This is a genomic window from Chroococcidiopsis sp. CCALA 051, from assembly GCF_003015105.1.
Classification (GTDB): domain Bacteria; phylum Cyanobacteriota; class Cyanobacteriia; order Cyanobacteriales; family Chroococcidiopsidaceae; genus Chroococcidiopsis; species Chroococcidiopsis thermalis.
The window spans coordinates 19,456-41,350 of record NZ_PYCI01000009.1 but is presented as its reverse complement, the minus strand read 5'-3'; the positions used below and the strand labels follow the sequence as shown (position 1 = coordinate 41,350).

13 protein-coding genes are annotated in these 21,895 nt (G+C 43.7%); 6 read left to right on the top strand and 7 right to left on the bottom strand.

The genetic code is table 11. From position 1 onward, the window contains the following. Positions 1-81 precede the first annotated feature (81 nt). The 3 genes from C7Y66_RS03510 to ahcY form a co-directional block, all read right to left on the bottom strand. Positions 82-1,806 (bottom strand): ABC transporter ATP-binding protein, encoded by a 1,725-nt coding sequence (locus tag C7Y66_RS03510; RefSeq protein ID WP_106544487.1) that lies wholly within the window; start codon positions 1,804-1,806, stop codon positions 82-84. A gap of 96 nt (positions 1,807-1,902) precedes the next feature. Beyond that, the gene (locus C7Y66_RS03505; protein WP_106544486.1) at positions 1,903-2,502 is read right to left on the bottom strand and encodes a DedA family protein; all 600 of its coding nucleotides are present in this window, start codon (positions 2,500-2,502) and stop codon (positions 1,903-1,905) included. Positions 2,503-2,796: 294 nt separating this feature from the next. Then, entirely contained in the window at positions 2,797-4,074 is a 1,278-nt protein-coding gene (gene ahcY / locus C7Y66_RS03500; RefSeq protein ID WP_106544485.1) for an adenosylhomocysteinase, read from the bottom strand. 367 nt (positions 4,075-4,441) lie between these two features. On the opposite strand from ahcY, the gene C7Y66_RS03495 reads away from it, so the two are divergent. Beyond that, positions 4,442-6,247 (top strand): mechanosensitive ion channel family protein, encoded by a 1,806-nt coding sequence (locus C7Y66_RS03495; RefSeq protein WP_106544521.1) that lies wholly within the window; start codon positions 4,442-4,444, stop codon positions 6,245-6,247. 45 nt (positions 6,248-6,292) lie between these two features. On the opposite strand, the gene cydB is transcribed toward C7Y66_RS03495, so the two are convergent. Together cydB and C7Y66_RS03485 are read right to left on the bottom strand one after the other, a co-directional pair. Then, positions 6,293-7,306, bottom strand: a complete 1,014-nt coding sequence (cydB, locus tag C7Y66_RS03490) for a cytochrome d ubiquinol oxidase subunit II (RefSeq protein WP_015154642.1) — start codon at positions 7,304-7,306, stop codon at positions 6,293-6,295. Between the two features lie 89 nt (positions 7,307-7,395). Further along, positions 7,396-8,841 carry a cytochrome ubiquinol oxidase subunit I gene (locus C7Y66_RS03485; protein ID WP_106544484.1) on the bottom strand — a complete coding sequence of 482 codons (1,446 nt, stop codon included), beginning with the start codon at positions 8,839-8,841 and terminating at the stop codon, positions 7,396-7,398. Between the two features lie 316 nt (positions 8,842-9,157). Between C7Y66_RS03485 and C7Y66_RS03480 the strand changes: the two genes are divergently transcribed. The 4 genes from C7Y66_RS03480 to C7Y66_RS03465 all read left to right on the top strand — a co-directional run bounded on the left by C7Y66_RS03480 (position 9,158) and on the right by C7Y66_RS03465 (position 15,967). After that, positions 9,158-9,700: a universal stress protein gene (locus C7Y66_RS03480; protein ID WP_106544520.1), complete on the top strand. Its 543-nt coding sequence runs from the start codon at positions 9,158-9,160 to the stop codon at positions 9,698-9,700. 272 nt (positions 9,701-9,972) lie between these two features. Beyond that, positions 9,973-14,007, top strand: a complete 4,035-nt coding sequence (locus C7Y66_RS03475) for a response regulator (RefSeq protein WP_106544483.1) — start codon at positions 9,973-9,975, stop codon at positions 14,005-14,007. Between the two features lie 88 nt (positions 14,008-14,095). Further along, entirely contained in the window at positions 14,096-14,548 is a 453-nt protein-coding gene (gene dtd, locus C7Y66_RS03470; protein ID WP_106544482.1) for a D-aminoacyl-tRNA deacylase, read from the top strand. 72 nt (positions 14,549-14,620) lie between these two features. Continuing rightward, a complete protein-coding gene (locus C7Y66_RS03465) occupies positions 14,621-15,967 on the top strand; it encodes a hypothetical protein (RefSeq protein WP_233222509.1) in 1,347 nt (448 codons plus the stop codon). 148 nt (positions 15,968-16,115) lie between these two features. Here the strand turns inward: C7Y66_RS03465 and C7Y66_RS03460 are convergent, their stop codons facing one another. Next, positions 16,116-17,522 carry a (Fe-S)-binding protein gene (locus tag C7Y66_RS03460; protein ID WP_106544480.1) on the bottom strand — a complete coding sequence of 469 codons (1,407 nt, stop codon included), beginning with the start codon at positions 17,520-17,522 and terminating at the stop codon, positions 16,116-16,118. A gap of 78 nt (positions 17,523-17,600) precedes the next feature. Then, a complete protein-coding gene (locus C7Y66_RS03455; protein WP_106544479.1) occupies positions 17,601-18,917 on the bottom strand; it encodes an FAD-binding oxidoreductase in 1,317 nt (438 codons plus the stop codon). A gap of 113 nt (positions 18,918-19,030) precedes the next feature. Here C7Y66_RS03455 and C7Y66_RS03450 point away from each other — a divergent pair, with 113 nt between their 5' ends. Then, on the top strand, positions 19,031-21,871 hold the full coding sequence (locus C7Y66_RS03450; RefSeq protein ID WP_106544478.1) for an ATP-binding protein: 2,841 nt from the start codon (positions 19,031-19,033) through the stop codon (positions 21,869-21,871). Positions 21,872-21,895 lie beyond the last annotated feature (24 nt).

Here is a 21,895-nt window from a genome sequence, read left to right as displayed (position 1 = left end):
TGAGTTTATTAACTTAAGCTTGCAATTACTAATATCTGCGTTAAAACTTGACTTAGACAAGAGAAATATATTTTCTTCGATCTAACTAAACTGTTGAGCATAAAACCTTGCATACCGTCCTTCTAATGCCAACAACTCTTCATGCGTACCTGATTCAAAAATTTGTCCCTTTTCCATTACCAAAATGCGATCGCTACGACGTACAGTAGTTAAACGATGGGCGATGATAAATACAGTTCGATTCTGCATCAATCTTTCTAAAGCTTCCTGTACTAAAGCTTCCGATTCTGAATCTAAGGCAGAGGTAGCTTCATCTAAGATCAGAATACGCGGATCGAGTAAAACCGCACGGGCGATCGCAATTCTTTGTCTTTGTCCTCCCGATAAATTTACGCCTCTTTCTCCGACTTGGGTATAATAACCATCAGGAAGTTGCATAATAAATTGATGAGCATTGGCAATTTTGGCGGCTGATTCTACATCTACTAAATTGTAACTAGCCTGTCCAAAAGCAATATTTTCGGCGATCGCACCTGAAAATAAAACTGTTTCTTGGGGAACAATCCCTATTTGTCGTCGCAGACTTTTCAATTGCACGTCACGCACATCAATTTCATCAATTAAGATTTTTCCCGACTGCGGATCGTAGAAGCGTGGAAGTAAGTTAACTAAAGTTGTTTTTCCCGCCCCAGAAGCACCCACTAAAGCAATTCTTTCGCCTGGGTGCGCAATTAAACTCAAGTTTTCTAGTATTGGTTGTCCTAGTTTATAGGCAAAACTGATATGACGATATTCTACTTTACCGCTGACTAAGGGCAGAGCGATCGCATTTGACTTTTCTTCTACTGTCGGTTGAATTGCCAATAATTCAAACACGCGATCGACAGAAGCTTCTGCTTGTTTAAACTCGTTATAATTATTAGTCGTATGACTAATCGGATCGATAATCGATACTGCTGCTGCTAAATAGCTAAAAAATCCGGCTACAGTCAAGTTATTTTGAGAAATTTGCCATGCTGCAAATAAGAGGACAAATAGAAAACTCAATGCTTGTAAAAATCCCACTACTGGAATTTGAATCGCTTTGAGTCGTTCTGTAGAATATTTGGCTTGTAAAGTTCGTTCGGCTTCGTGACTGAATCGAGCAATTTCTCTATCTTCGGCTGCAAAAGCTTGAATAATGCGAATACCACTAAAAACTTCAGTTAAAATTGCTGATAAATCTGAAATGCGATTCTGACTTTTGAGCGAAAACTTGCGTACCCGTTCGCCAAACCAAGCAATGAGTATACCGATAAGTGGGATAACTAAAATAATTGCGATCGTTAGCTGCCAATTTAGGTACAGCATATAGATCGGAATTGCCACTAACTGCAAAAGACAAGGAATAAAATCATGAAAAATTTTATTGACAACTTCTCCAATGCGATCGATATCCTCAGTCAGTCGATAAGATAAATCGCCTGCTTTTGCGGTTTCAAAATAGCTGAGGTTGAGTTTTTGTAGATGGCTATAAACTTGTTTTCTTAGATAAAAAGCAACTTTTAAAGCTGCTTTTGCCATATAAATATCTTGAATTGCTTGGGAAATACCTCTGATGAGAAAAACGGCAGCGCATAAACTAGAAAGTTGAGCGATCGCAACGACATTACCTTGTCCAAACGGTGTAGTCAATCTTCCAGCTAAATGAATTAAGGCTAACGTAGCGATGACAAAGCCTAAAATTCCTACGCCACCCTTAGCTAGGTTTTGCCACTGGGGACGGATATATGGTATTAGCTGCCAGTAATAAGAACGAGTTTTCAAGGTAGCGATCGCACAAATCAGATGTTCTTTAAATTATATGTATGGTGCGTTAATAATGCACCATACCTCTTAAGAAGCGATCGAAATGACAATAATTTACCGTCGCTGCCTCCGTCTGATAATTACAATTATTAAACCAATAACTAGAGCTGCAAGTACAATTTTAGAAACAGGTGCAAGGTATTCCTCTACTATTTGGTAGTGATCTCCCAAGATGTATCCAGCAGCAGTTAAAAGTCCTACCCATAATATCGTTCCGACAGTTGAGTAGATCAGGAACGGTACTACATGCATATCACCGATTCCGGCGGGAAGTGAAATCAAAGTGCGTACCCCAGGAACCATACGACATAGAAGTACTGCTTTCACCCCATGCTTGTCAAACCAATGTTTCGATCTGTCAATATCTTTACCAGTAATAGTTATCCATTTACCGTATTTATCTGCCCAACCTCTTAATCGTTCTTCGCCTAAGAATTTTCCTGCATAGTACCAAGGTAGCGCCCCGACAACAGTTCCTATTACACCTGCTGCGATCGCCCCTACAATATTCAACTTACCTTGTGCTGCTGTAAAACCCGCCAATGGCATGATCAGTTCTGAAGGAATGGGAGGAAAAAGGTTTTCTAAAAACATCAACAATCCGATTCCCAAATAACCAAGGGAAGTCATGATATTTACAATCCATTCAGTCATTGAACTGCCTCGACAAGAACACTAGATAAACCCATGCACGACTCATCTATAGCCCCCTTTTTAAGGGGGTTGGGGGATCGTCCAAGTGCTTCACTATGGGAAGATCCCCCCTAACCCCCCTTGAACAAGGGGGGAACAAGAAAGGGGATCGTCCAAGTGCTTCACTATGGGAAGATCCCCCCTAACCCCCCTTGAACAAGGGGGGAACAAGATAGTTTCACATCACATTACATATGCAATAGGGTGGGCATTGCCCACCCTACATCCTAGATCCCTAAGAGAATCTCAAATCAATTATGTTCCAGAAGTCCAAGAATTGATGTATTCAACTTGTTCTGGTGTGAGAGTATCAACGCTGATACCCATTGCTTGCAGTTTCAAACGAGCAATTTCTTTGTCAACTTCAACTGGGATGGAATGTAAGCCAGGAGCGAGTTTACCCTTGTTTTTCACCAGATATTCGCAAGCCATAGCTTGGTTAGCAAAGCTCATATCCATGACAGCACTGGGGTGTCCTTCTGCTGCTGCCAAGTTTACCAGTCTGCCTTCACCGATGACGACAACTGATTTGCCGCTGTTGAGTTTGTATTGTTCGGTGAACGGACGAACGTTTTTGACTTCTGCTGCTTTAGATTTTAAAGACTTGAGGTCAATTTCAATATCAAAGTGACCGGAGTTACAAACGATCGCGCCGTCTTTCATCACGTCGAAATGTTCGCTACGAATAACGTGCTTGTTACCTGTAACTGTGATGAAGATATCTCCTTGAGGTGCAGCTTCTGCCATTGGGAGGACGCGGAAACCATCCATTACTGCTTCAATTGCCTTAATTGGGTCGATTTCGGTCACGATGACATTAGCACCCATGCCACGCGCCCGTAGTGCCGTACCCTTACCGCACCAACCGTAACCAGCAACAATTACAGTCTTGCCAGCGAGCAGAATATTGGTAGCGCGAACGATCCCATCTAGGGTAGATTGACCCGTACCGTAACGATTATCAAAGAAATGCTTAGTATCGGCATCGTTTACATTCACTGCTGGGAATGTCAGTACGCCATCCTTTAACATCGCTTGCAAGCGAACGATACCCGTAGTGGTTTCTTCGGTTGTACCGATTAAGTCAGCGATTTGGTTTTGCCGCTCTTGAATTAAAGTTGCAACTACGTCACTGCCATCATCGATGATAATGTTGGGGCGATGATCGAGAGCGATTTGGACGTGTTTGTTATACGTGGCGTTGTCTTCCCCTTTGATGGCAAAGACAGGAATGCCATGATCTACAACTAAGCTAGCTGCTACATCATCTTGAGTAGACAGGGGGTTGCTAGCAATTAAAACGGCATCTGCACCACCAGCTTTGAGGGCGATCGCCAAGTGTGCTGTTTCTGTAGTGACATGACAACAAGCGACCAAGCGAATTCCGGCAAAAGGCTTTTCTTGGGCAAAGCGATCGCGGATCTGCCGTAACACTGGCATCTCGCGCCCAGCCCATTCAATCCGCTGCTTACCTAAGGTTGCTAGAGCAGGATCTTTGATTTCGTACTTTAGTTTATCGAGAGCAACCGTCATGTAGTTAATTCCTAAAGAGTTAATTTAGGTGGTCTTACTTAGCTTAACTGCATTTTTCTAGAAGGGGAATTATTCACTGAACATTAGGTACAGCGCCTATCTCCCTTGCATAAGCACCAGTCCAGACTATGAAGACCAGCCAACAATCGTCAACTCATCAATAGCTGTTACGCGCAAAATTTACACTTTTTTCATACTTTAGCGAATAAACTTCATGTTTTTTTAATCAGTGGCTAGTGAGTAGTGACTAGTGATTAGAAAAGAGTCCAGCCACCAGCCACCAGCCACTAGCCACTCACTACTCACTTCCCAACAACCATCCTTCATCTAGTAATGTGTATAAGTGTGAAAAGTAGGAGGTGTGGACGTGCGCTCTCAAATTCAGGCGATCGCTAAACCAAAAAGCAGACGACGGCTAGTCATGTGTTTCACTTGTGGCATTTTGGGTTCAATCGTGCTGAATGCTTCAGTTATTCCCCCCACTCTAGCCAAGCCGACACAACCAGCGAATTTACAGCAATCGTTACCTATTCCAGGTTTAAATTCACTCGATCTCCCAGGAATAGACAATTTTCTATCTGCTTACCAACCAACTCGCGATCGCAATAATCCCCAAAGACAGATCTATACTGACTGGATTACCTTAGATGGTCGGCGTTTGTTTCAGGTCACGGCATCTTCTAGGGAGGAGCTAGCTAAGCGGGTCAATGAGGTGCAGTCAAACTTAGAAAAAATTAGCGAAGATTACTTTGCCAGCAATTCTGAGGAGGAACTGGAAGTCAGATCTCAACGCCAAACGATTACGGATGCAAATAGTCCCACGGGTGTATCTCAAACTCTGCCAGCCATTTCGATTAATCAGCAGTATCTCTTCACTCCCACCGATTTAGATGCTGAGGTTCAAGGAGAAACAAGCGTGCAAAATTTGGCACGCAAATTAGTACAATCTCTGCCACAAGAGCTGAAAGCGGCAAAAGAGGAACGAAAACCTCAAGTTTTGATCCGCCGAGGTGCGATCGCCACTGGAATTTTTGTGGGTATCGTAGTGGCTAGCTGGGGAATTCGCCGTTGGCGCGATCGTTTAGATCGAGTCATACCAATTTCGACGACTCCCACAGATCCCTCAGAGTCAGTCACGACACAATTAACGCAGCAACAGCAAAATAACTTACGAGAAGTCAGGCGAAGAATATTTCAGCTATCTCAAACTGGCGTATGGGTTGGCGGAACGCTGGTAATTTTAGGATTGTTCCCTTACACGCGGTTTATTCCAGTTTGGATTCTAGCGATACTCCAAATTCCAATCGTCAGAATTCCCGCCGTGATTGGACTTGTCTCAATTGGAGCCTATGTCGCCACTCGCGCCAGCTATGTTGCGATCGATCGCTTTACTCATGCACTGGCGAATAATGCCTTATTAGGCGCTCAAGACTACGTACGCTTGCAACTGCGGGTAATGACAATTTCTGGTGTTGCTAAAAGCGTGACCACTATTAGTATTGTCGCTTTGGGCTTACTACTTGTCCTTTCAACTCTGGGTGTAGATTTAGTTCCAGTGTTAGCTGGTGCGGGGCTACTTGGTGTAGCCATATCTCTAGCATCCCAAAGTTTAATTAAAGATGCGATCAATGGCTTTTTGATTATTGTAGAAGACCAGTACGCCGTAGGTGACGTAATTAACGTCGGTACTTTTGGCGGTTTGGTAGAAAATCTCAATCTGCGAATCACTCAGTTACGCGATGCCGAAGGTAGATTAATTACTATTCCCAATAGTGAAATTAAAATTGTGGCAAACCTTTCTAGTCGGTGGTCGCGTGCCGATTTAAGTATACCCGTTGCTTACAATGCCAACCTCGACCAAGCATTATTTTTAATTGAAGAGGTGGGTGTAGAAATGGATCGAGATCCCCAGTGGCGAGATCAAATTCTAGAAAGACCAGAAGTACTAGGAGTTGATAATTTTGGCGATCGCGGTTTAATTATTCGGGTTTGGATTAAAACCCAACCCCTCAAACAATGGGATGTAGCCAGAGAATATCGCCGTCGATTGAAAAAGGCTTTCGATATCGCCGATATTGCTATTCCCGTACCGCAACAAGCTGTCTGGGTACATACTCCTCCTGTTTTGCGATCGCACCTCGATCCAAATGACCAAATGAGTCATAAATCGTAAGTAGGGTGGGCATTGCCCATCTATTTTTGTCTCCTGACTTCTGAATTATTCCCCATAATGTCCCCCCGTTACCTTACCTCTAAATACGACGTATTGATAGAGGTTGTAAAACAGCATGACAGGGATGAGAAAACCAATAAAGATAATCATGATGACTAACGAACTAGGGTCAGCCGATGCCTCATAAATTGTAATATTAGGCGGAATAATGTAGGGAAAGACAACTAAAGCCAGTCCGATGAAAGTAAGGACGAACAGTAAAATTGTCCAGACAAATGGCGCTCGTTCTTGCTTGCGATCGAGACTACCTAAAAGCCGAGAGATTAAAAGTATGCCTACGACAGGAATGATGCCGAAAATATAGACGAGTGGCTGTTGAAATAAGCGAGTTCTAGCACTTTCGTAAAATATAGGAGTGGAAATTGTGATAAAAATTGCTCCGATCAAAGTAGTAAAGGCAGCTATTCTCGCAGTTTTGTAATGAGTTTCCTGTAACTCTCCTTCCGTTTTCCAAATTAAATAAGTCGAACCAATTAACACGTAAGCTTGAATCAACGTCAGAGCAATTAATATTGACTGCCAACTCAGCCAGTCCCAAGTGCTACCAATAAAATGTCCGGCTTCATCAACTTTAATGCCTTCTAATACACTACCTAAAGCAAATCCTTGACCGAGAGCCGCTAAAAAGCTTCCCGCGCCAAACGCCACATTCCAAATCAATTTGCGCTTTGCTTGTTCGCGAAATTCAAAAGCAACAGCTCGAAAAATAAACCCAAATACCATCGTAATAATTGGGATGTAAAGCGCGCTTAAAATTGTACTGTAAGCGAGGGGAAATGCACCAAATAAACCGCCTCCCATTAATACCAACCAAGTTTCGTTAGCATCCCAAATATTACTCAAGCTCGTCATTAACAGTCCTCGCCGCTCCTCATCATCAGAAGTCAGCGAGAGAATACCTACCCCCAAATCGAAACCGTCTAGCATGACGTAGAGAAATAGGAACAGTGCCAAAATTCCAAACCAAACTTGGGGGAGAAAATATGTTAGAGTCTCCATGTAGTAACGGGTAATTGGTAATTGGTAATTAGTGAGGGGTAGAAGGTTAATTTCTTAATTTTGAATTTTGAATTTTGAATTTTGAATTTCTACTGCTGTGCTTCTACGGGGCGTTCGTCGGGAACAAATTCACCGGGGGAAGTATCGATCGCAGGACGAATAGTTTCCACACCTGGAATTGGTAATTCTAAATTTGGTCCTTTGCGAATAATGCGGCTACCAAAATACAATGTGGCAACAAATAACACCGCATAAACGATCGCAAAACCTGACAGCGAAACTAAAACATTACTAGCAGGAACGTGAGAAGCAGAATCTACTGTGCGAATTTGATTGTATAACGTCCACGGTTGCCGTCCAACACAGCGCACGATCCAGCCAGAATCGATCGCGATAAATCCTAAAGGAGCCGCAAAAATCCAGGTACGTAATAGCCAGCGCTGCTCAGTGATTTTTTTGCTATTCAGCTTACCAAGTAACCAGTAAAGCATACTCCATAGCATTAGGAAAGCTAGGAAAAATCCAATGCCGATCATAATGCGGAAGGAATAATATATCAAACCAACTAAATGCGGTCGATCTTCTGATTTAAAATCTCTCAGTCCCACAACAGGTTCCGTGAGATTTTGTTTGAATTCTAGAATGTATCCTAAAGCATTAGGAATGATAATTTCCCAATTGTTTTTTTGCGCTTTATCGTTAGGTAATGCAACCAAACTCCAGTCAGCAGGTTGTCCGGCGGGAGTGGTTTCCCATTGTGCTTCCATCGCAGCAAGTTTAGCAGGTTGATAGTGATATACCTGTTCGCCACTTAAATGTCCGATGTAAATCTGCATGGGCGCAACTGCGATCGCGGCTGCTAAAACGATTCGTAAAGACTTAGAAAAGAAAGCTGGGTGGCGATTGTTGAGAATGTACCACGCACTAATCCCGCCGACGAGAAACAGCGAAGTCTCTAACGTGGCGAAGAACATGTGCAGGACACTCTTTGCCATAAATGGATTGGCGATCGCTTGAAAGTAATCCCTGACAATAAACTTACCATTGACAATTTCTCCACCCGCTGGCGATTGCATCCAAGAGTTTGCTGTTAAAATCCACAACGTAGATAAGTTAGCGCCCAACGCCACCATAATCGTCGCCACGTAGTGAATGGTAGAGTTGACGCGCTCCCAGCCAAATAGCATAATTCCCAAGAAAGCAGCCTCTAGCATAAAAGCCCAAGCAGCTTCAAATCCGATGACGCTGCCGAAAAAGTTGCCCACAGCCTCGGAAAATGGAGCCCAGTTCGTCCCAAACTGGAATTCCATTGGGATTCCCGTCGCTACCCCAATGCCAAAATTTAGCACGTAAAGCTTAGACCAAAAACGGGCATGGTAGTAATAGTCAGGGTTACGAGTCCTCAGCCATAATCCCTCAACGATGACCAAATATATTCCCACGCCTGTAGTAATCGTGGGCCAAAGCATGTGAAATAGAGCAGTCAGCGCAAACTGCATCCGCGACAGCACGACGGTATTGGAGAGAAAATCCATGAATGCTCGTTTTTTATTTCAGTGCAGTGCCATTTTATCGAGGCTGAGCATTTGAGAAAATTAAAAGTTTGTAAGTAGGAAGTGGTAATGGATAATGAGTAATGGCTAATTGATGGTTGACAGTAAACGCTGCGCTACACTGCGTGAAGACAGTTAACCGATCGCTGATAACTTTGTACAGACGTTACATGTAACGTCTCTACACTGACAACTGATTCCTCACAATTTCCTCAAATTCTTCTGATAGATCTTAGATATTGAACCAATTCATAAATAATTCCGAATTCCGCACTGCCGAATTCCAAGGATGGTTAGTATGTTCCAGAAAATTTTGGTTGCAGTAGATACGTCAAAAAGCAGCAAACAGGTGTTCGATACAGCTTTGTCTTTAGCTAAGGCAAACAACGCCAGCTTGATGTTGTTGCACGTAGTATCGGAAGAAGAACTCGGCAGCCCTACACCGATTTTACCTAGCTTGGAATACTATCCATCGGTGTATGAAAAAAATATGGAATTGTACCAACAGCAGCGAGAAGCGTTTACAAAACAAGGTCTGGACATGTTGCGATCGCGCCATCAAGAAGCAATGGCTGCTGGGCTAAACGTGGAATTTCGACAATTATCGGGTAGTCCTGGGCGGCTGATTTGCGATTTTGCTTTGGCTTGGAAGGCAGATTTAATTGTCACCGGACGCAGGGGACGCAGGGGTTTATCTGAATTTTTTATGGGTAGTGTCAGCAATTACGTTTTGCATCACGCTTCTTGTTCTGTCTTAACGGTACAGTCCCCAGTGCAGCCAGCCGAGAAACTACAGTCGGCTGAACGTGAAGTATCACTCGGATACAAGTCTAGCAATTGAAAATCGCGGAAAGATTTGTATAGCAGAGACATTGTGGTGAGGCGGTTTCCGCGCCCTGTAGCAACTAGCGAGCAATGTCCGATCGCCAAGGTTCCGATCTATTAGGCGATCGGCTTTTCCCATGTAACAAATTCTTGCTACTTGTAAACTTAAGCGATTCCTATAAAGTAGCTTGATTAAAGATCGGCTTGATAGCAATTTTTGGATTGCATTTCCTCTGTATTTTGCTCGTTAATTGCTATCTTCTATCGCCAGGGAAAAGCTAGTTAGCAATGAAAATTTTAGTTGTAGAAGATGACGAGTTAGTAGCCCATGCCCTTACTACCGTCCTCACCAACCACAACTATGCAGTTGAGGTTGCTGTCGATGGTCTTGCTGCTTGGGATTTAGTCCAAGCTTTCGACTATGACTTAATCGTACTGGATGTCGTCATCCCTAAACTAGATGGCATTAGTCTTTGCCGTCAAATCAGATCTAAAGGTTTGTCAACGCCAATTTTATTGTTAACTGGTCGAGATAGCAGCCACGATAAAGCGATTGGACTAGATGCGGGTGCAGATGATTACTTAATTAAACCTTTTGACGAAGAAGAATTAGTTGCTCGGATTAGAGCGCTGTTGCGCCGTAGCGGTTTGGTTTCCCCGCCAGTACTAAAGTGGGGCGACTTGCAATTAGATCCGAGTAGTTGTGAGGCAACCTATCGTCAAAAGCATTTGTCATTAACTCCCAAGGAATACGCACTTTTAGAGCTGTTTTTACGTAACAGTCGCCGCGTTTTTAGTTGCGGCACGATCTTGGAACATCTCTGGTCTTATGAAGACCTTCCCAGCGAAGAAGCCGTGCGAACTCATATTAAAGGATTGCGGCAAAAACTCAAAGCCGCAGGAGCTAATAGCGATCTGCTTGAAACTGTCTACGGCATTGGGTATCGTCTCAAGCCTTTGGAGAAGAGAGCTGAGGGGGCTGAGGAAGCTGAGGGAGCTGAGGGGCAGAGGAGCAGGGGAGCAAGACAAGTCACTCCTCATTCCGAATTCCGAATTCCGAATTCCGAATTCCGAATTCTCCCCACTCACCACTCAACACTATCGGCAGTTGCAGGAATTTGGCATAAATTTAAGCCCAGGATTGCAGAACAGATTGGCGTGTTGGAGCAAGCATCTGCTGCTGTCAGCGCAAATAATGCCTTGTCTCCAGAACTGCTCGAATCAGCACGAAAAGAAGCGCATACCCTAGCAGGATCGTTAGGAACTTTCGGCTTGGCGCAAGAATCGAAACTGGCAAAAGAAATTGAGCAGATGCTAAAAGGCGATCGCGCACTCTTGCTATCTGAGGCAACAAATTTTTGCCGTCTAGTGTTGGCTCTGCGTCAAGAAATTGAGCAGAAAGAAGAAGCAGGTAAGCCACAAGCAGATTCAGAGCAACCATTGCTACTGATAGTCAATCGCGAACGCTCGATCGCCCAACAGTTAACCGCAGCAGCTACAGACAGAGGATTTAGGGTTGCGATCGCTAATAACCTCGATACTGCTAGAAACAAGCTTTACCAAGAGCATCCCAGTATTGTTCTGCTCGATCCTGATATCTGTCCGCGTCATGAAGAGAGTTTGAGCTTGCTAGCGGAACTGAAGCAGCGTCAGCCACCCGTACCAGTGCTAGTTTTGACCGAACAAACAGACTTGAGCCATCGGCTGCAAATTGCTCGTAGTGGTGGATGCACCTTTTTGCAAAAGCCTATGCCTGCCACACAAGTACTAGATGCAGTGGCGCAAGCATTAGAAAATGCACCCCATGCAGAAGCTCATCTACTTGTTGTGGACGACGATCCAAAAATCCTCGCAGTGTTACCAGCATTGCTCAATCCTTGGGGATTGAAAGTGACAACTTTAGAAGATCCGCGTCGGTTCTGGGAAACTTTAGAAGCCACTGCACCGGATCTGTTGATCCTAGATGTGGAAATGCCCTATGTTAATGGCATCGACCTATGCCAGGTGGTACGTAACGAGCCGCGCTGGAGCGATCTACCAATTTTATTTTTGACAGTCCATCACGATGCCGACATTGTAGATCGGGTTTTTAGTGCTGGTGCAGATGATTTTGTGCGTAAGCCGATTGTGGGTTCCGAACTCGTGACTCGGATCGTCAATCGCTTAGAGCGGATGAAACTACTACACCGGATTAACCAAGTCAGAGCAACGAACAATGTCGAAAGCGAAAATCGCTGCAAGCTGAACGAGCAACTCCAGTCAGAGTTAAACGAGCGCCAGCGCACCCAAGCAGCATTACAAAATTCTCAAGCCTTATTTGCCGGAATCATCGCAATAGCCGATGACGCGATTATTTCAATCGATAGCAATCAACGCATCACCTTGTTTAACTCTGGAGCCGAGAGAATATTCGGCTACTCAGCAGCAGAAGCGATCGGACAACCGCTTGACTTGTTGCTACCAAAGCGTTTTGCCGCAGCACATCGTCAGCACGTAGATGAATTCGGTCAATCTCCAAATTTGGCTCGCCGGATGGGAGAACGACGCGAAATTTACGGTTGCCGCAAGGATGGGACTGAATTTCCTGCCGAGGCGAGTATCTCCAAGTTAAATTTGGGAGGAGAAACAGTATATACGGTTTACTTGCATGATGTGAGCGATCGCAAGCAAATCGAGCGGATGAAAGATGAGTTTATTTCCGTCGTCAGTCACGAACTCCGCACGCCTTTGACTTCGATTCACGGTTCTTTAGGGATGCTTGCTAGTGGTTTACTCCAGCCAGACTCACCGCAGGGACAACGCTTATTGCAAATTGCCACCGATAGCACAGAACGCCTGGTACGTTTGATCAACGACATTCTCGATATCGAGCGGATCGAGTCGGGTAAGGTGAAGATGGAAAAAGAAAGCTGCGATGTTACCGAGTTGATAACTGAAGCAGTGAACGTGATGCAGCCTCTCGCCGACAAAGCTGGAATTACCTTATCTGTTTCTAGCCTACCAATTCAGGTATGGGCAGATCCAGACCGCATCGTGCAAACTCTCACCAATCTACTTTCTAACGCAATTAAATTCTCGCCTAGTGGTAGTACGGTTTGGTTGAGTGTGGAATTAGGGAGCAGGGAGAAGAGAGCAGGGAGCAGGGGGAAGAGAGCTGAGGGAGCTGGGGGAGCTGAGGGAGCAATTCTAGCCACTAGCCACCAGTCACTAGTCACTGATAACTGTCAACTGTTAACCAGCAACCAACAACCAGCGACTCATATCACATTCCAAGTGCAAGACACTGGACGCGGTATTCCAGCCGACAAACTCGATAGTATATTTGAACGATTTCAACAAGTTGACTCAACAGATTCCCGCAAGCATGATGGCACAGGTTTAGGCTTGGCAATTTGCCGCAGTATCGTACAACAGCACGACGGACACATTTGGGTTGAAAGCGTTCTGGGTGAAGGCAGTACTTTTTACTTTACGCTGCCTATCCTACAAGCTAAGTCTAGTCGCGAGGCAGATAACTCTTTAACTCCTCCCTCAATCCTTACTCCTGACTCGTCTCCCCTCATACTTATCTGTGACGACGATCCTCATGTTGGGACTGAACTACAAACCTTGCTTGAGCATAAAGGCTATCGCACGGTCGTCGTGCATTCTGGACAAGAAGCGATCGCCTCTACTGCTACCCTACATCCTGATGCAATTTTACTAGATTTGCTGATGCCAAAAATGAATGGCTGGGAGGTGATGGCAAAGCTGAAAGAGCGATCGGATACGAAAGACATTCCCATCGTCATTTGTAGTATTTGCGCTCCTAGTCAGAGTCCGCTCAGTCAAAATTCGAGTGCTTGGGTGAGTAAGCCAGTTGATGAAAACTCGCTGTTTGACTCTCTCAAGCTAGCTCTAGCTAAAAACGCTCGACCAGTCCGCGTATTGCTGGTTGAGGATGATGCCGAGTTAGCCGAACTTTTGCTCGCACTGCTTAAAAGTCATAATATTGAAACTTTTCTTGCCAAAAATGGACGCGAGGCAATTCGTTTAAGTCAAGAAATCAAACCCGATCTACTGATTCTCGATCTAATTTTGCCTCAAGTGGATGGATTTGGTGTCGTTGAGTGGCTGCATCAACACGATCGCCTTTACAGTATTCCTTTAGTCGTCTATTCTGCCAAAGACCTCGACCAGTCGGAGCGAAATCGGCTCAAGCTAGGACATACGGAGTTTCTGACCAAAGGACGAGTCTCTCCTCAAGAATTCGAGCAAAGGGTATTGGAGTTAATCGGACAAATGACTCAAAGCAAACCACACGACGCTAGCAACGACAAATAAGAAATTTTTGGTGCTGGAAAAGCGATCGCCATTGGCATATTTGGTAATAGTAATATGGCGATCGCTCTTTACTCTCTATTTCGTCACTATGCGCGTCATCATTCAGCGAGTTAAATCTTCTTACGTCACCGTTGGCGAACAAACTATTGGCAAAATTGGACGGGGTTTAAACTTGCTGGTGGGAATTGCCGATACTGATACGGAAGTAGAACTGGACTGGATGGCACGTAAATGTTTAGATTTGCGTCTATTTGGTGCTGAGGAAGGGAACGATCGCTGGCAAAAATCCGTCACAGAAATCGATGGCGAACTCTTAGTTGTCAGTCAGTTTACTCTGTATGGCGATTGTCGTAAAGGTCGCCGCCCTTCCTTCGACCGCTCGGCTGCACCAGAAGCAGCGAAAAACCTATACAATCTGTTTGTGGAAAAGCTACGCGACAGTGGTTTAAAAGTAGAAACGGGAGAGTTTGGCGCGATGATGCATGTTTTTATTGATAATGATGGTCCCGTGACTTTGCTACTAGAGCGAGAAGCCATATAAAAAAGTCAAAAGTCAAAAGTCAAAAGTCAAAATTATTGATTCATGATGTTAAATAAAGTTGTTGTGAAAAGAATGCAGATATTTTTTGCATTCTTATTTTTGTTTGCGATTTTAACAAAATTAGAGACAAATTCTTGGAATGATGCTTCCAGAATGGCAACGATTGAGTCATTGGTGGACTTTCATACTTTTAGTATCGATCGCTCTACTTATATCTGGACTGGCGATAAATATTTCTATCAAAATCATTTTTATTCTGACAAGCCACCAATTATGGCTTTGTATAGTTCGGTATTTTATTTATTTCTAAAATCTGTCTTTAACCTGACTATTGCCACACATCAATCTGTGACTTACTTTTTGTTAACAGTACTAATTATGGGCGTTATGTCCAGCTTAGGACTAGTTTGCTTGTACGAGATTTTTAAATTCTTTCGGATTGACGAGCAGTGGACAAATATTGTGCTGCTTCTGGCGGGGGCGGGAACGCTAGTTCTACCATATTCAATTGTTTTTAACAATCATGCTTTTAGTGGCAGTCTTTTACTCTTCAGCTTTTACTTTTTATTACTCAGACGACACGAAGTAAGAAATGCCGCGATCGCCGGATTTTTTATTGCTTTTGCTGGTAGCACTGATATTACAATGTTCGCTTTAATTCCTTTGTATTCTATTTTGCTATTTAATCAGAGCCATCGAGCTAAGCTTTCTTTCGTTTTGGCTTTTATTCCCGTCATATTGCTGTATGTATGGTTAAATTTCTATACTTCTGGCAGTATCATTCCTCCAGCAATGAATGCTAAGTTATGGGACTATCCGGGGTCTTATTTTGGTGCAGGTAATCTTTCAGGGTTGGTAGGACACGATTTACAAAGTCTAGCTATTTATGCTTTTCATATGCTTTTTGGTAGTAGAGGTCTGCTATCCTATACCCCAATTTTATTATTTGCAATTTATGGCTGGAGTAGAGCGATAACGCAACCAGGTTTTAAATATAAAAAAGAATATATATTCATTGCTGCGATTTGTTTAGCTTACGTGATGTTTTATATTTTTCGTAGCAATAACTATAGCGGTCATAGTTATGGAGTCAGATGGTTCGCTTCAATTATGTTATTAGCGTGCGTGCCGTTAACTCACGTTCTCGAACCCATCCAAAAATCAAAGCTGCTGCGAGGAATTTTTCTAGCGATCGCCTCAGTTTCAATTCTAATTTCCTTAGTAGGTACGATCGCGCCGTTTGGAGGAATTAACGTCAACGGTTACAGTTCATTTTTTCTGAATCTAGAACTGTGGCAGAAACAACTGTTATGGGACAAAGTAAAAGTTATCGCAGCTGCGATCGCGGTATACGCAACATTCGCTTGGTTTTGGAGACAGTTTAATCCAAACTTGGGTAGGCGATCGTTGTCTTTGTAGGAGCGCTTTTCATCAACTAATTCTGATTTTATTTGAATATATCGATAAATTCGTGGCGGCGATCGGGCGGGTTTATCAAACATGTTTGTGATTTGCCTATCGGATCGATAAACCCGCCCCTACAAATGCACTGGTCACTGGTCACTGGTCACTGGTCACTGGTCACTGATAACTGGTCGCTGGTCACTGATAGCTGTTTTCCCCGGATTGCCAAATCTAACAATTCCATCGGATGCATGACCGAAATCTTTTTCTCTTGTAATTTCAAATGCTTGCTAATTTGCAGCGTACAACCAGGATTGGCAGATGCGATCAAATTCGCACCTGTATTTAATAAATTTTGGACTTTTTGCTGACCTAATTCATCGGCAACATCTGGTTGCAGCATATTGTAAACTCCAGCGCTGCCACAACACAAAGCTGCGTCGATTGGTTCGCGCAACTGCACTCCTGGGATTTGTCGCAACAACTGACGGGGTTGGACGCTAATTTTTTGCCCGTGCAATAAATGACAAGCATCCTGATAAACCAGAGTTAAAGGTTTTTCAGATAGGGGTGAAAGTTTTGTCGTTAAGCCGACAGTAGCGAGAAACTCTTGTACGTCCTTGACATTGGCTGCAAATGCTTGTGCTTTTTCCCGATATTCTGGATCGTCTTGCAATAAGTGTCCGTACTCTTTCAAAGTATGACCGCAGCCAGCAGCGTTAATAATGACCGCATCTACACCTGTATCGGCAAAAGCATCTATCATCTGTCTTGCTAGTGCTTTCGCCTGTTCTTCTTGTCCCTGGTGATGGGGTAGCGCCGCACAGCAACCTTGAGATTTGGGTATGACGACTTCACAGCCATTTGCTGTTAATACCCTGACAGTAGCTTCATTAATGGGAGAGAAAAATAGCCGTTGGACGCAACCTAAAATTACTCCTACCCGATAGCGCTTTTCTCCCTGTGCTGGAATTACCGTAGGCAAATCGTCCCGAAAAGATTTCAGCGTAATTTTAGGCAATATCGATTCCATCGCCGCCAATCTAGGAGAAATGTATTTCAAGATTTTGGTAGCGCGGACGAGTTTTTGCACGCCTAACAATTGATACAAAAATAAAGGCACTAGCATCCACCGCAGGCGATGGGGATAGGGAAAAAAGGAGAAAATTAGCTTTCTGTAGAGGCGATCGCCTAAACTACGAGGATAGTTGCGTTCTACTTGGGGACGAGTGGCAGAAATTAATTTGTCATACTGCACCCCTGAAGGACAAGTGGTGACGCAAGCAAGGCATCCCAAACAAGAATCAAAGTGTTCCACAGTAGCGGTATTGAGGGCAATTTCGCCTTCGTTAATTGCGTCCATCAGGTAGATTCTACCTCTAGGCGAATCCATCTCTTTGCCAATGACGCGATAACTGGGACAGGTAGATAGGCAAAAGCCACAGTGAACGCAAGTATCGATGAGTTTCGGATCGGGGGGATGTTGTGAATCGAACCCTTTTAAATTCTTAATCGACCCCGTTTCTGGATCTATTAAATGATTATTTAAAGGATTTTCTGAAGTTTGCATAGTGGTTGATGGTTGATAGTTGATAGTTGATGGTTGATAGCGATCGACAATTAACTATCAACAATTAACTAATGTTTATTAAATCTCGCCGACAAACCTTTGCGGACTCAAAACATTTTTTGGATCGAACTGTTGTTTTATGCGTCGCATTAAATCTAAAGCATTGCCTCTATAACCCCAGACATCAAGCTGCTGCTTAAATACTGCTGGGGCTTCTAAAACAGACAAATAACCTCCTTGATTTTGGCAGTGAGTTCTCATACTTAAAACCGTGTTTGCCTTGACATTAGTGTTGTCAAATCTGATCGCTCCCAAACCGCTACCAACATGGATTGTACCGATCGCCGATTCTGGAGCAACCCGATCTAAATAGAGCAAAGTTGCAACAGCAGTTGCTGGTAATACTCCTATTTTGCAAGTAACTGCTTGCATTGGTTGAGGAAAACGTATTTGTACTTGTAATTGTTGCCATAAGTCAGCTTCGTCCGCATCTGAGTAGGTGGTGCTTTGCAATCCCAATTGTTGTCCCATTTCTACTAGCCGTGCGGTTTGTTCTCGGACGCTAGCACTCAGGCTTTGAAAGCGAACCATTAATCCTAGTCCTTGACCTATTCCTATGGTAGTGACTAGATGAGAAGATAGCAGGTCGGCTTGGGTGGGAGTTAACGCCGAACTCCTGATTTTAGATGTCGCTTGGGCGATCGCCTCAGCTGTGCCTGTCAGCGTCACCGTCCCGGATGCAGGTGGTAGGGGGTAAACCCGTAGTGTTACCTGGGCGATCGCGCCTAGCGTGCCGTAAGAACCTGTAAATAGCTTCATTAAGTCGTAGCCAGCGACGTTTTTCACGACTCGTCCCCCAGCTTTGGCAATTTCTCCATCAGCACGGACAAAGGAAATACCTAGTAGTTGATCGCGCACGCCGCCGTAACGTTGTCGGAGTGAATTAGTATCAGCCGTGGCGACAATGCCCCCGATTGTAGCTGATTCTGGTGCGGTGGGGTCGAGGGCAAGAAATTGTCCTGTAGGGGCTAACACTGCTTGTAGATCGGCAAATTTCATCCCCGCTTCTACAGTTACGGTTAAATCTCCGACAGCGTGTTGGATGAGTCGGTTTAGGCGTGCGGTACTGACAAGCACCTGGATATTTTTTGCCAGTCCTCCCCAGCTGAGTTTTGTACCGCTGCCATAGACTAAAATTCGCCAGTTGTTGCTGTCGGTATATGCCATGACTGCTGCTAGTTCGGCTGGCGTTTGGGGATAGACAATGCAGCTAGGTGCGATATTGGAGGCGATCGCCCCCTGGATGTGTTCTTGTCGCATCGCATCTATATCTTCCCATTCCAAGACAGATTCTGGGCTGACAATAGCTGCAAGTTGGGTCGCGATCGCTTTCATCAGTAATTTTACTCATCCTGAAAATTTCGGAACTGGACTAATCTAACAACAGTGGTTTTGCTCGTAATCTCTACGAGGCGATGCTAAAAAGCCGCAGTAACTAAAAGTTAACCATGTTACTACCCCCAATTCCTAGACGCTCGTGGTTGCCAATGGCGATTTTGCTATTGGCAGGGTATGCAGGTAATTATTTCAGCTTGCCGCTCTTTTTTGGCGTAGATTTTTTGTTTGGTAGTATTTCTGTTTTATTAGTAGTGCGCTTTTTCGGTATTCGCTGGGGAACAATTGCCGCAGCGATCGCCTCCGTACACACTTTCTTTCTCTGGAATCATCCCTACGCCGCGATCGTTTTGATTGGCGAAGCATTATTTATTGGTTTACTGTGGCGCAACCAAAGACAAAGTTTGGTGCTATTAGATGTCTTTTACTGGCTGCTGTTAGGTATCCCGTTGGTGTGGCTGTTTTATTCCCGCTTGTTACACGTCGATTCGGCTCAAACTTGGTTAGTGGTGTTGAAACAGTCTGTTAATGGCATTTTTAACTCTATTATCGCTAGCTTGGCAATTAATTACTTACCTATTTCTAGATGGGTGAGTCGTGCCCAAGTCAGGCATACTCCATCCATGCGACAGGTTTTGTTATCTCTTTGTGCGACTTCCTGTTTTTTACCTGCACTAATTTTAGTTGTTTTAGATTGCAATTTGGTTTCCCAACAGATCCACAACACAATTCAAGTTGAACTTAAAGATACTGCTCAAGAGGTGATAGCTGGTTTGGCAGATCGCCAGCGCGAATATTTAAATGTTTTATCTCAACTCGGTCAATTAGCTACTAATAATACGACCGCTAACGCGCCTTCAACGCAATTACAGCACAGCCTGGAGTTGCTACAGCAAGTTTATCCCGAATTAATTCTATTACAAGTTATTAATGCTACCGATACTATTGTTGCCTCTGCACCCCAAATCGATCCAGCCTTAACTTCACCTGGCAAATTAGATGCACAGCACATAAAGACTTTAAAGCAGATCGAAACTAGTCTCAAACCCACTATAGGCAACGTCCACATCCATTCGACTGAACGAATTCCCCAAATCGATATTGGCGTACCGATACTAACTAACAATCGCTTGTCTGGTGTAGTATACGCTCACCTCAACCTCTCCTATTTAGAGGACTTTTTGCGATCGCAGCTTTCTCACAGAGTTCACCAAATTATTCTTCTCGACTCTCAAAATCGAATCGTCGCCAGCAGCAATTCTCAATTACAACTGATGCAAAATTTCGATCGCCTGCATGGGGGAGAAATGCGATCGCTGAGTCAAAAGACAGCTAGTGGGAATATATATTTTGAAAATACATACCTATGGTTACCACCTAAAGGCAAACTTCCGGCGATGGTACGCTGGCGACGCTCTCTATATGTTAAAGAACAGCCGCTGAACGATCGTTCTCAATGGAAACTTATTTTAGAAATTCCGGCTGCACCTTATATCGACCACCTACAACAAACTTATATTAACGACCTTACTTTCATGCTAGTTACGGTATTGATTGTTTTAATTGGCGGCATACTACTCAGCCGTAAATTAGCAAATCCATTAACCCAGTTAGCTACCGTAACTACAGATTTATCCTCCCAATTGCCAGAAAAGAATTTGATGCGATTTCCTACTAGTCAGGTAGTAGAAATTAATTCGTTAATTGGTAATTTTCAGTTCATGACGGTGGCTTTAAATGAAAAGTTTCAAGAAGTGCAGGCAGCAAATGAATCTCTACAACAAAGAGTCCAAGAGCGTACCAAAGAACTATTGCGAACTAATCGAAAATTAGAGCGTGAAATTAACGAGCGTCAGCAAGCTGATGCAGCTCTCCGAGAAAGTGAAGAACGCTATAGAGATTTATTTGAAAATGCTAGCGATCTAATTCAAAGTGTTACACCAGACGGTCATTTAGTATATGTAAATCGAGCCTGGAAAGAAACTTTAGATTATAGTGAAGATGAAATTTCTCGTTTGATAATTTTTGATGTTATTCATCCCGACAATTTAGAGCATTGCCAGAAAACTTTTCGGGAAGTCATGTTAGGAAAACAGATTTCGGAAATAGAAACGGCATTTATAACGAAACAAGGTGAGAAAGTTTGGGTTGCAGGTAGTATTAATTGTAAAACTATCAATGGTAAGCCAATCGCCACCCGTGGTATATTTCGCAACATCACAGAACGGAAATTAGCCGAAGCTGAGATGATTTACGCCTTAGAAAAAGAGAAACAGTTAGTAGAACTGAAATCGCGATTTATTACTACAGCATCTCACGAATTTCGGACTCCGCTAACAACAATTCTAATGTCAGCTAAGCTACTCGAACAATTTGGCGATCGCGCTTCAGAAGATAAAAAACGCATGTATCTCGATCGAATTCAAATTGCTACCAAACGCATGACACAATTGTTAGATGATGTTTTACTGATTGGTAAAGCTGAAGCCGAAAAACTCGAATTCAATCCCACACCAGTACCCTTAGAACAATTTTGCCATGACTTAGTAGAAGAAATGCGGATGAGTGCTAGTAGCAAACACTCAATTATTTTTACCAGTCAAGCACAACAGATAGCTGCTCATGTCGATGAAAAATTGCTCCGTTATATTTTGAGTAACTTACTTTCCAATGCAATTAAATACTCGCCCAAAGGCGGTGACATCGATTTAAGCTTATCTATTGAAGCCAGAAAAGCTACTTTCTCCATCCGCGATCGAGGAATTGGTATTCCGGCTCAAGACATAGAACAACTCTTCCATTCTTTTCATCGTGGTAGTAACGTAGAAAATATCTCTGGTACAGGCTTGGGAATGTCTATTGTCAAACAGTGTGTAGACTTGCACGGCGGCGAAATTAGCGTCACCAGTGAAGTTGGAATAGGAACGACTTTTGTTGTGACTCTGCCAATATAATCAGTTATCGGTAACTAGTCGCTA

Coding starts and splice junctions, on each gene's coding strand:
- C7Y66_RS03505 (WP_106544486.1), bottom strand. CDS start 2,502: ATGACTGAATGGATTGTAAATATCATGACTTCCCTTGGTTATTTGGGA.
- ahcY (WP_106544485.1), bottom strand. CDS start 4,074: ATGACGGTTGCTCTCGATAAACTAAAGTACGAAATCAAAGATCCTGCT.
- cydB (WP_015154642.1), bottom strand. CDS start 7,306: ATGGAGACTCTAACATATTTTCTCCCCCAAGTTTGGTTTGGAATTTTG.
- C7Y66_RS03485 (WP_106544484.1), bottom strand. CDS start 8,841: ATGGATTTTCTCTCCAATACCGTCGTGCTGTCGCGGATGCAGTTTGCG.
- C7Y66_RS03480 (WP_106544520.1), top strand. CDS start 9,158: ATGTTCCAGAAAATTTTGGTTGCAGTAGATACGTCAAAAAGCAGCAAA.
- C7Y66_RS03475 (WP_106544483.1), top strand. CDS start 9,973: ATGAAAATTTTAGTTGTAGAAGATGACGAGTTAGTAGCCCATGCCCTT.
- dtd (WP_106544482.1), top strand. CDS start 14,096: ATGCGCGTCATCATTCAGCGAGTTAAATCTTCTTACGTCACCGTTGGC.
- C7Y66_RS03465 (WP_233222509.1), top strand. CDS start 14,621: ATGCAGATATTTTTTGCATTCTTATTTTTGTTTGCGATTTTAACAAAA.
- C7Y66_RS03460 (WP_106544480.1), bottom strand. CDS start 17,522: ATGCAAACTTCAGAAAATCCTTTAAATAATCATTTAATAGATCCAGAA.
- C7Y66_RS03455 (WP_106544479.1), bottom strand. CDS start 18,917: ATGAAAGCGATCGCGACCCAACTTGCAGCTATTGTCAGCCCAGAATCT.
- C7Y66_RS03450 (WP_106544478.1), top strand. CDS start 19,031: ATGTTACTACCCCCAATTCCTAGACGCTCGTGGTTGCCAATGGCGATT.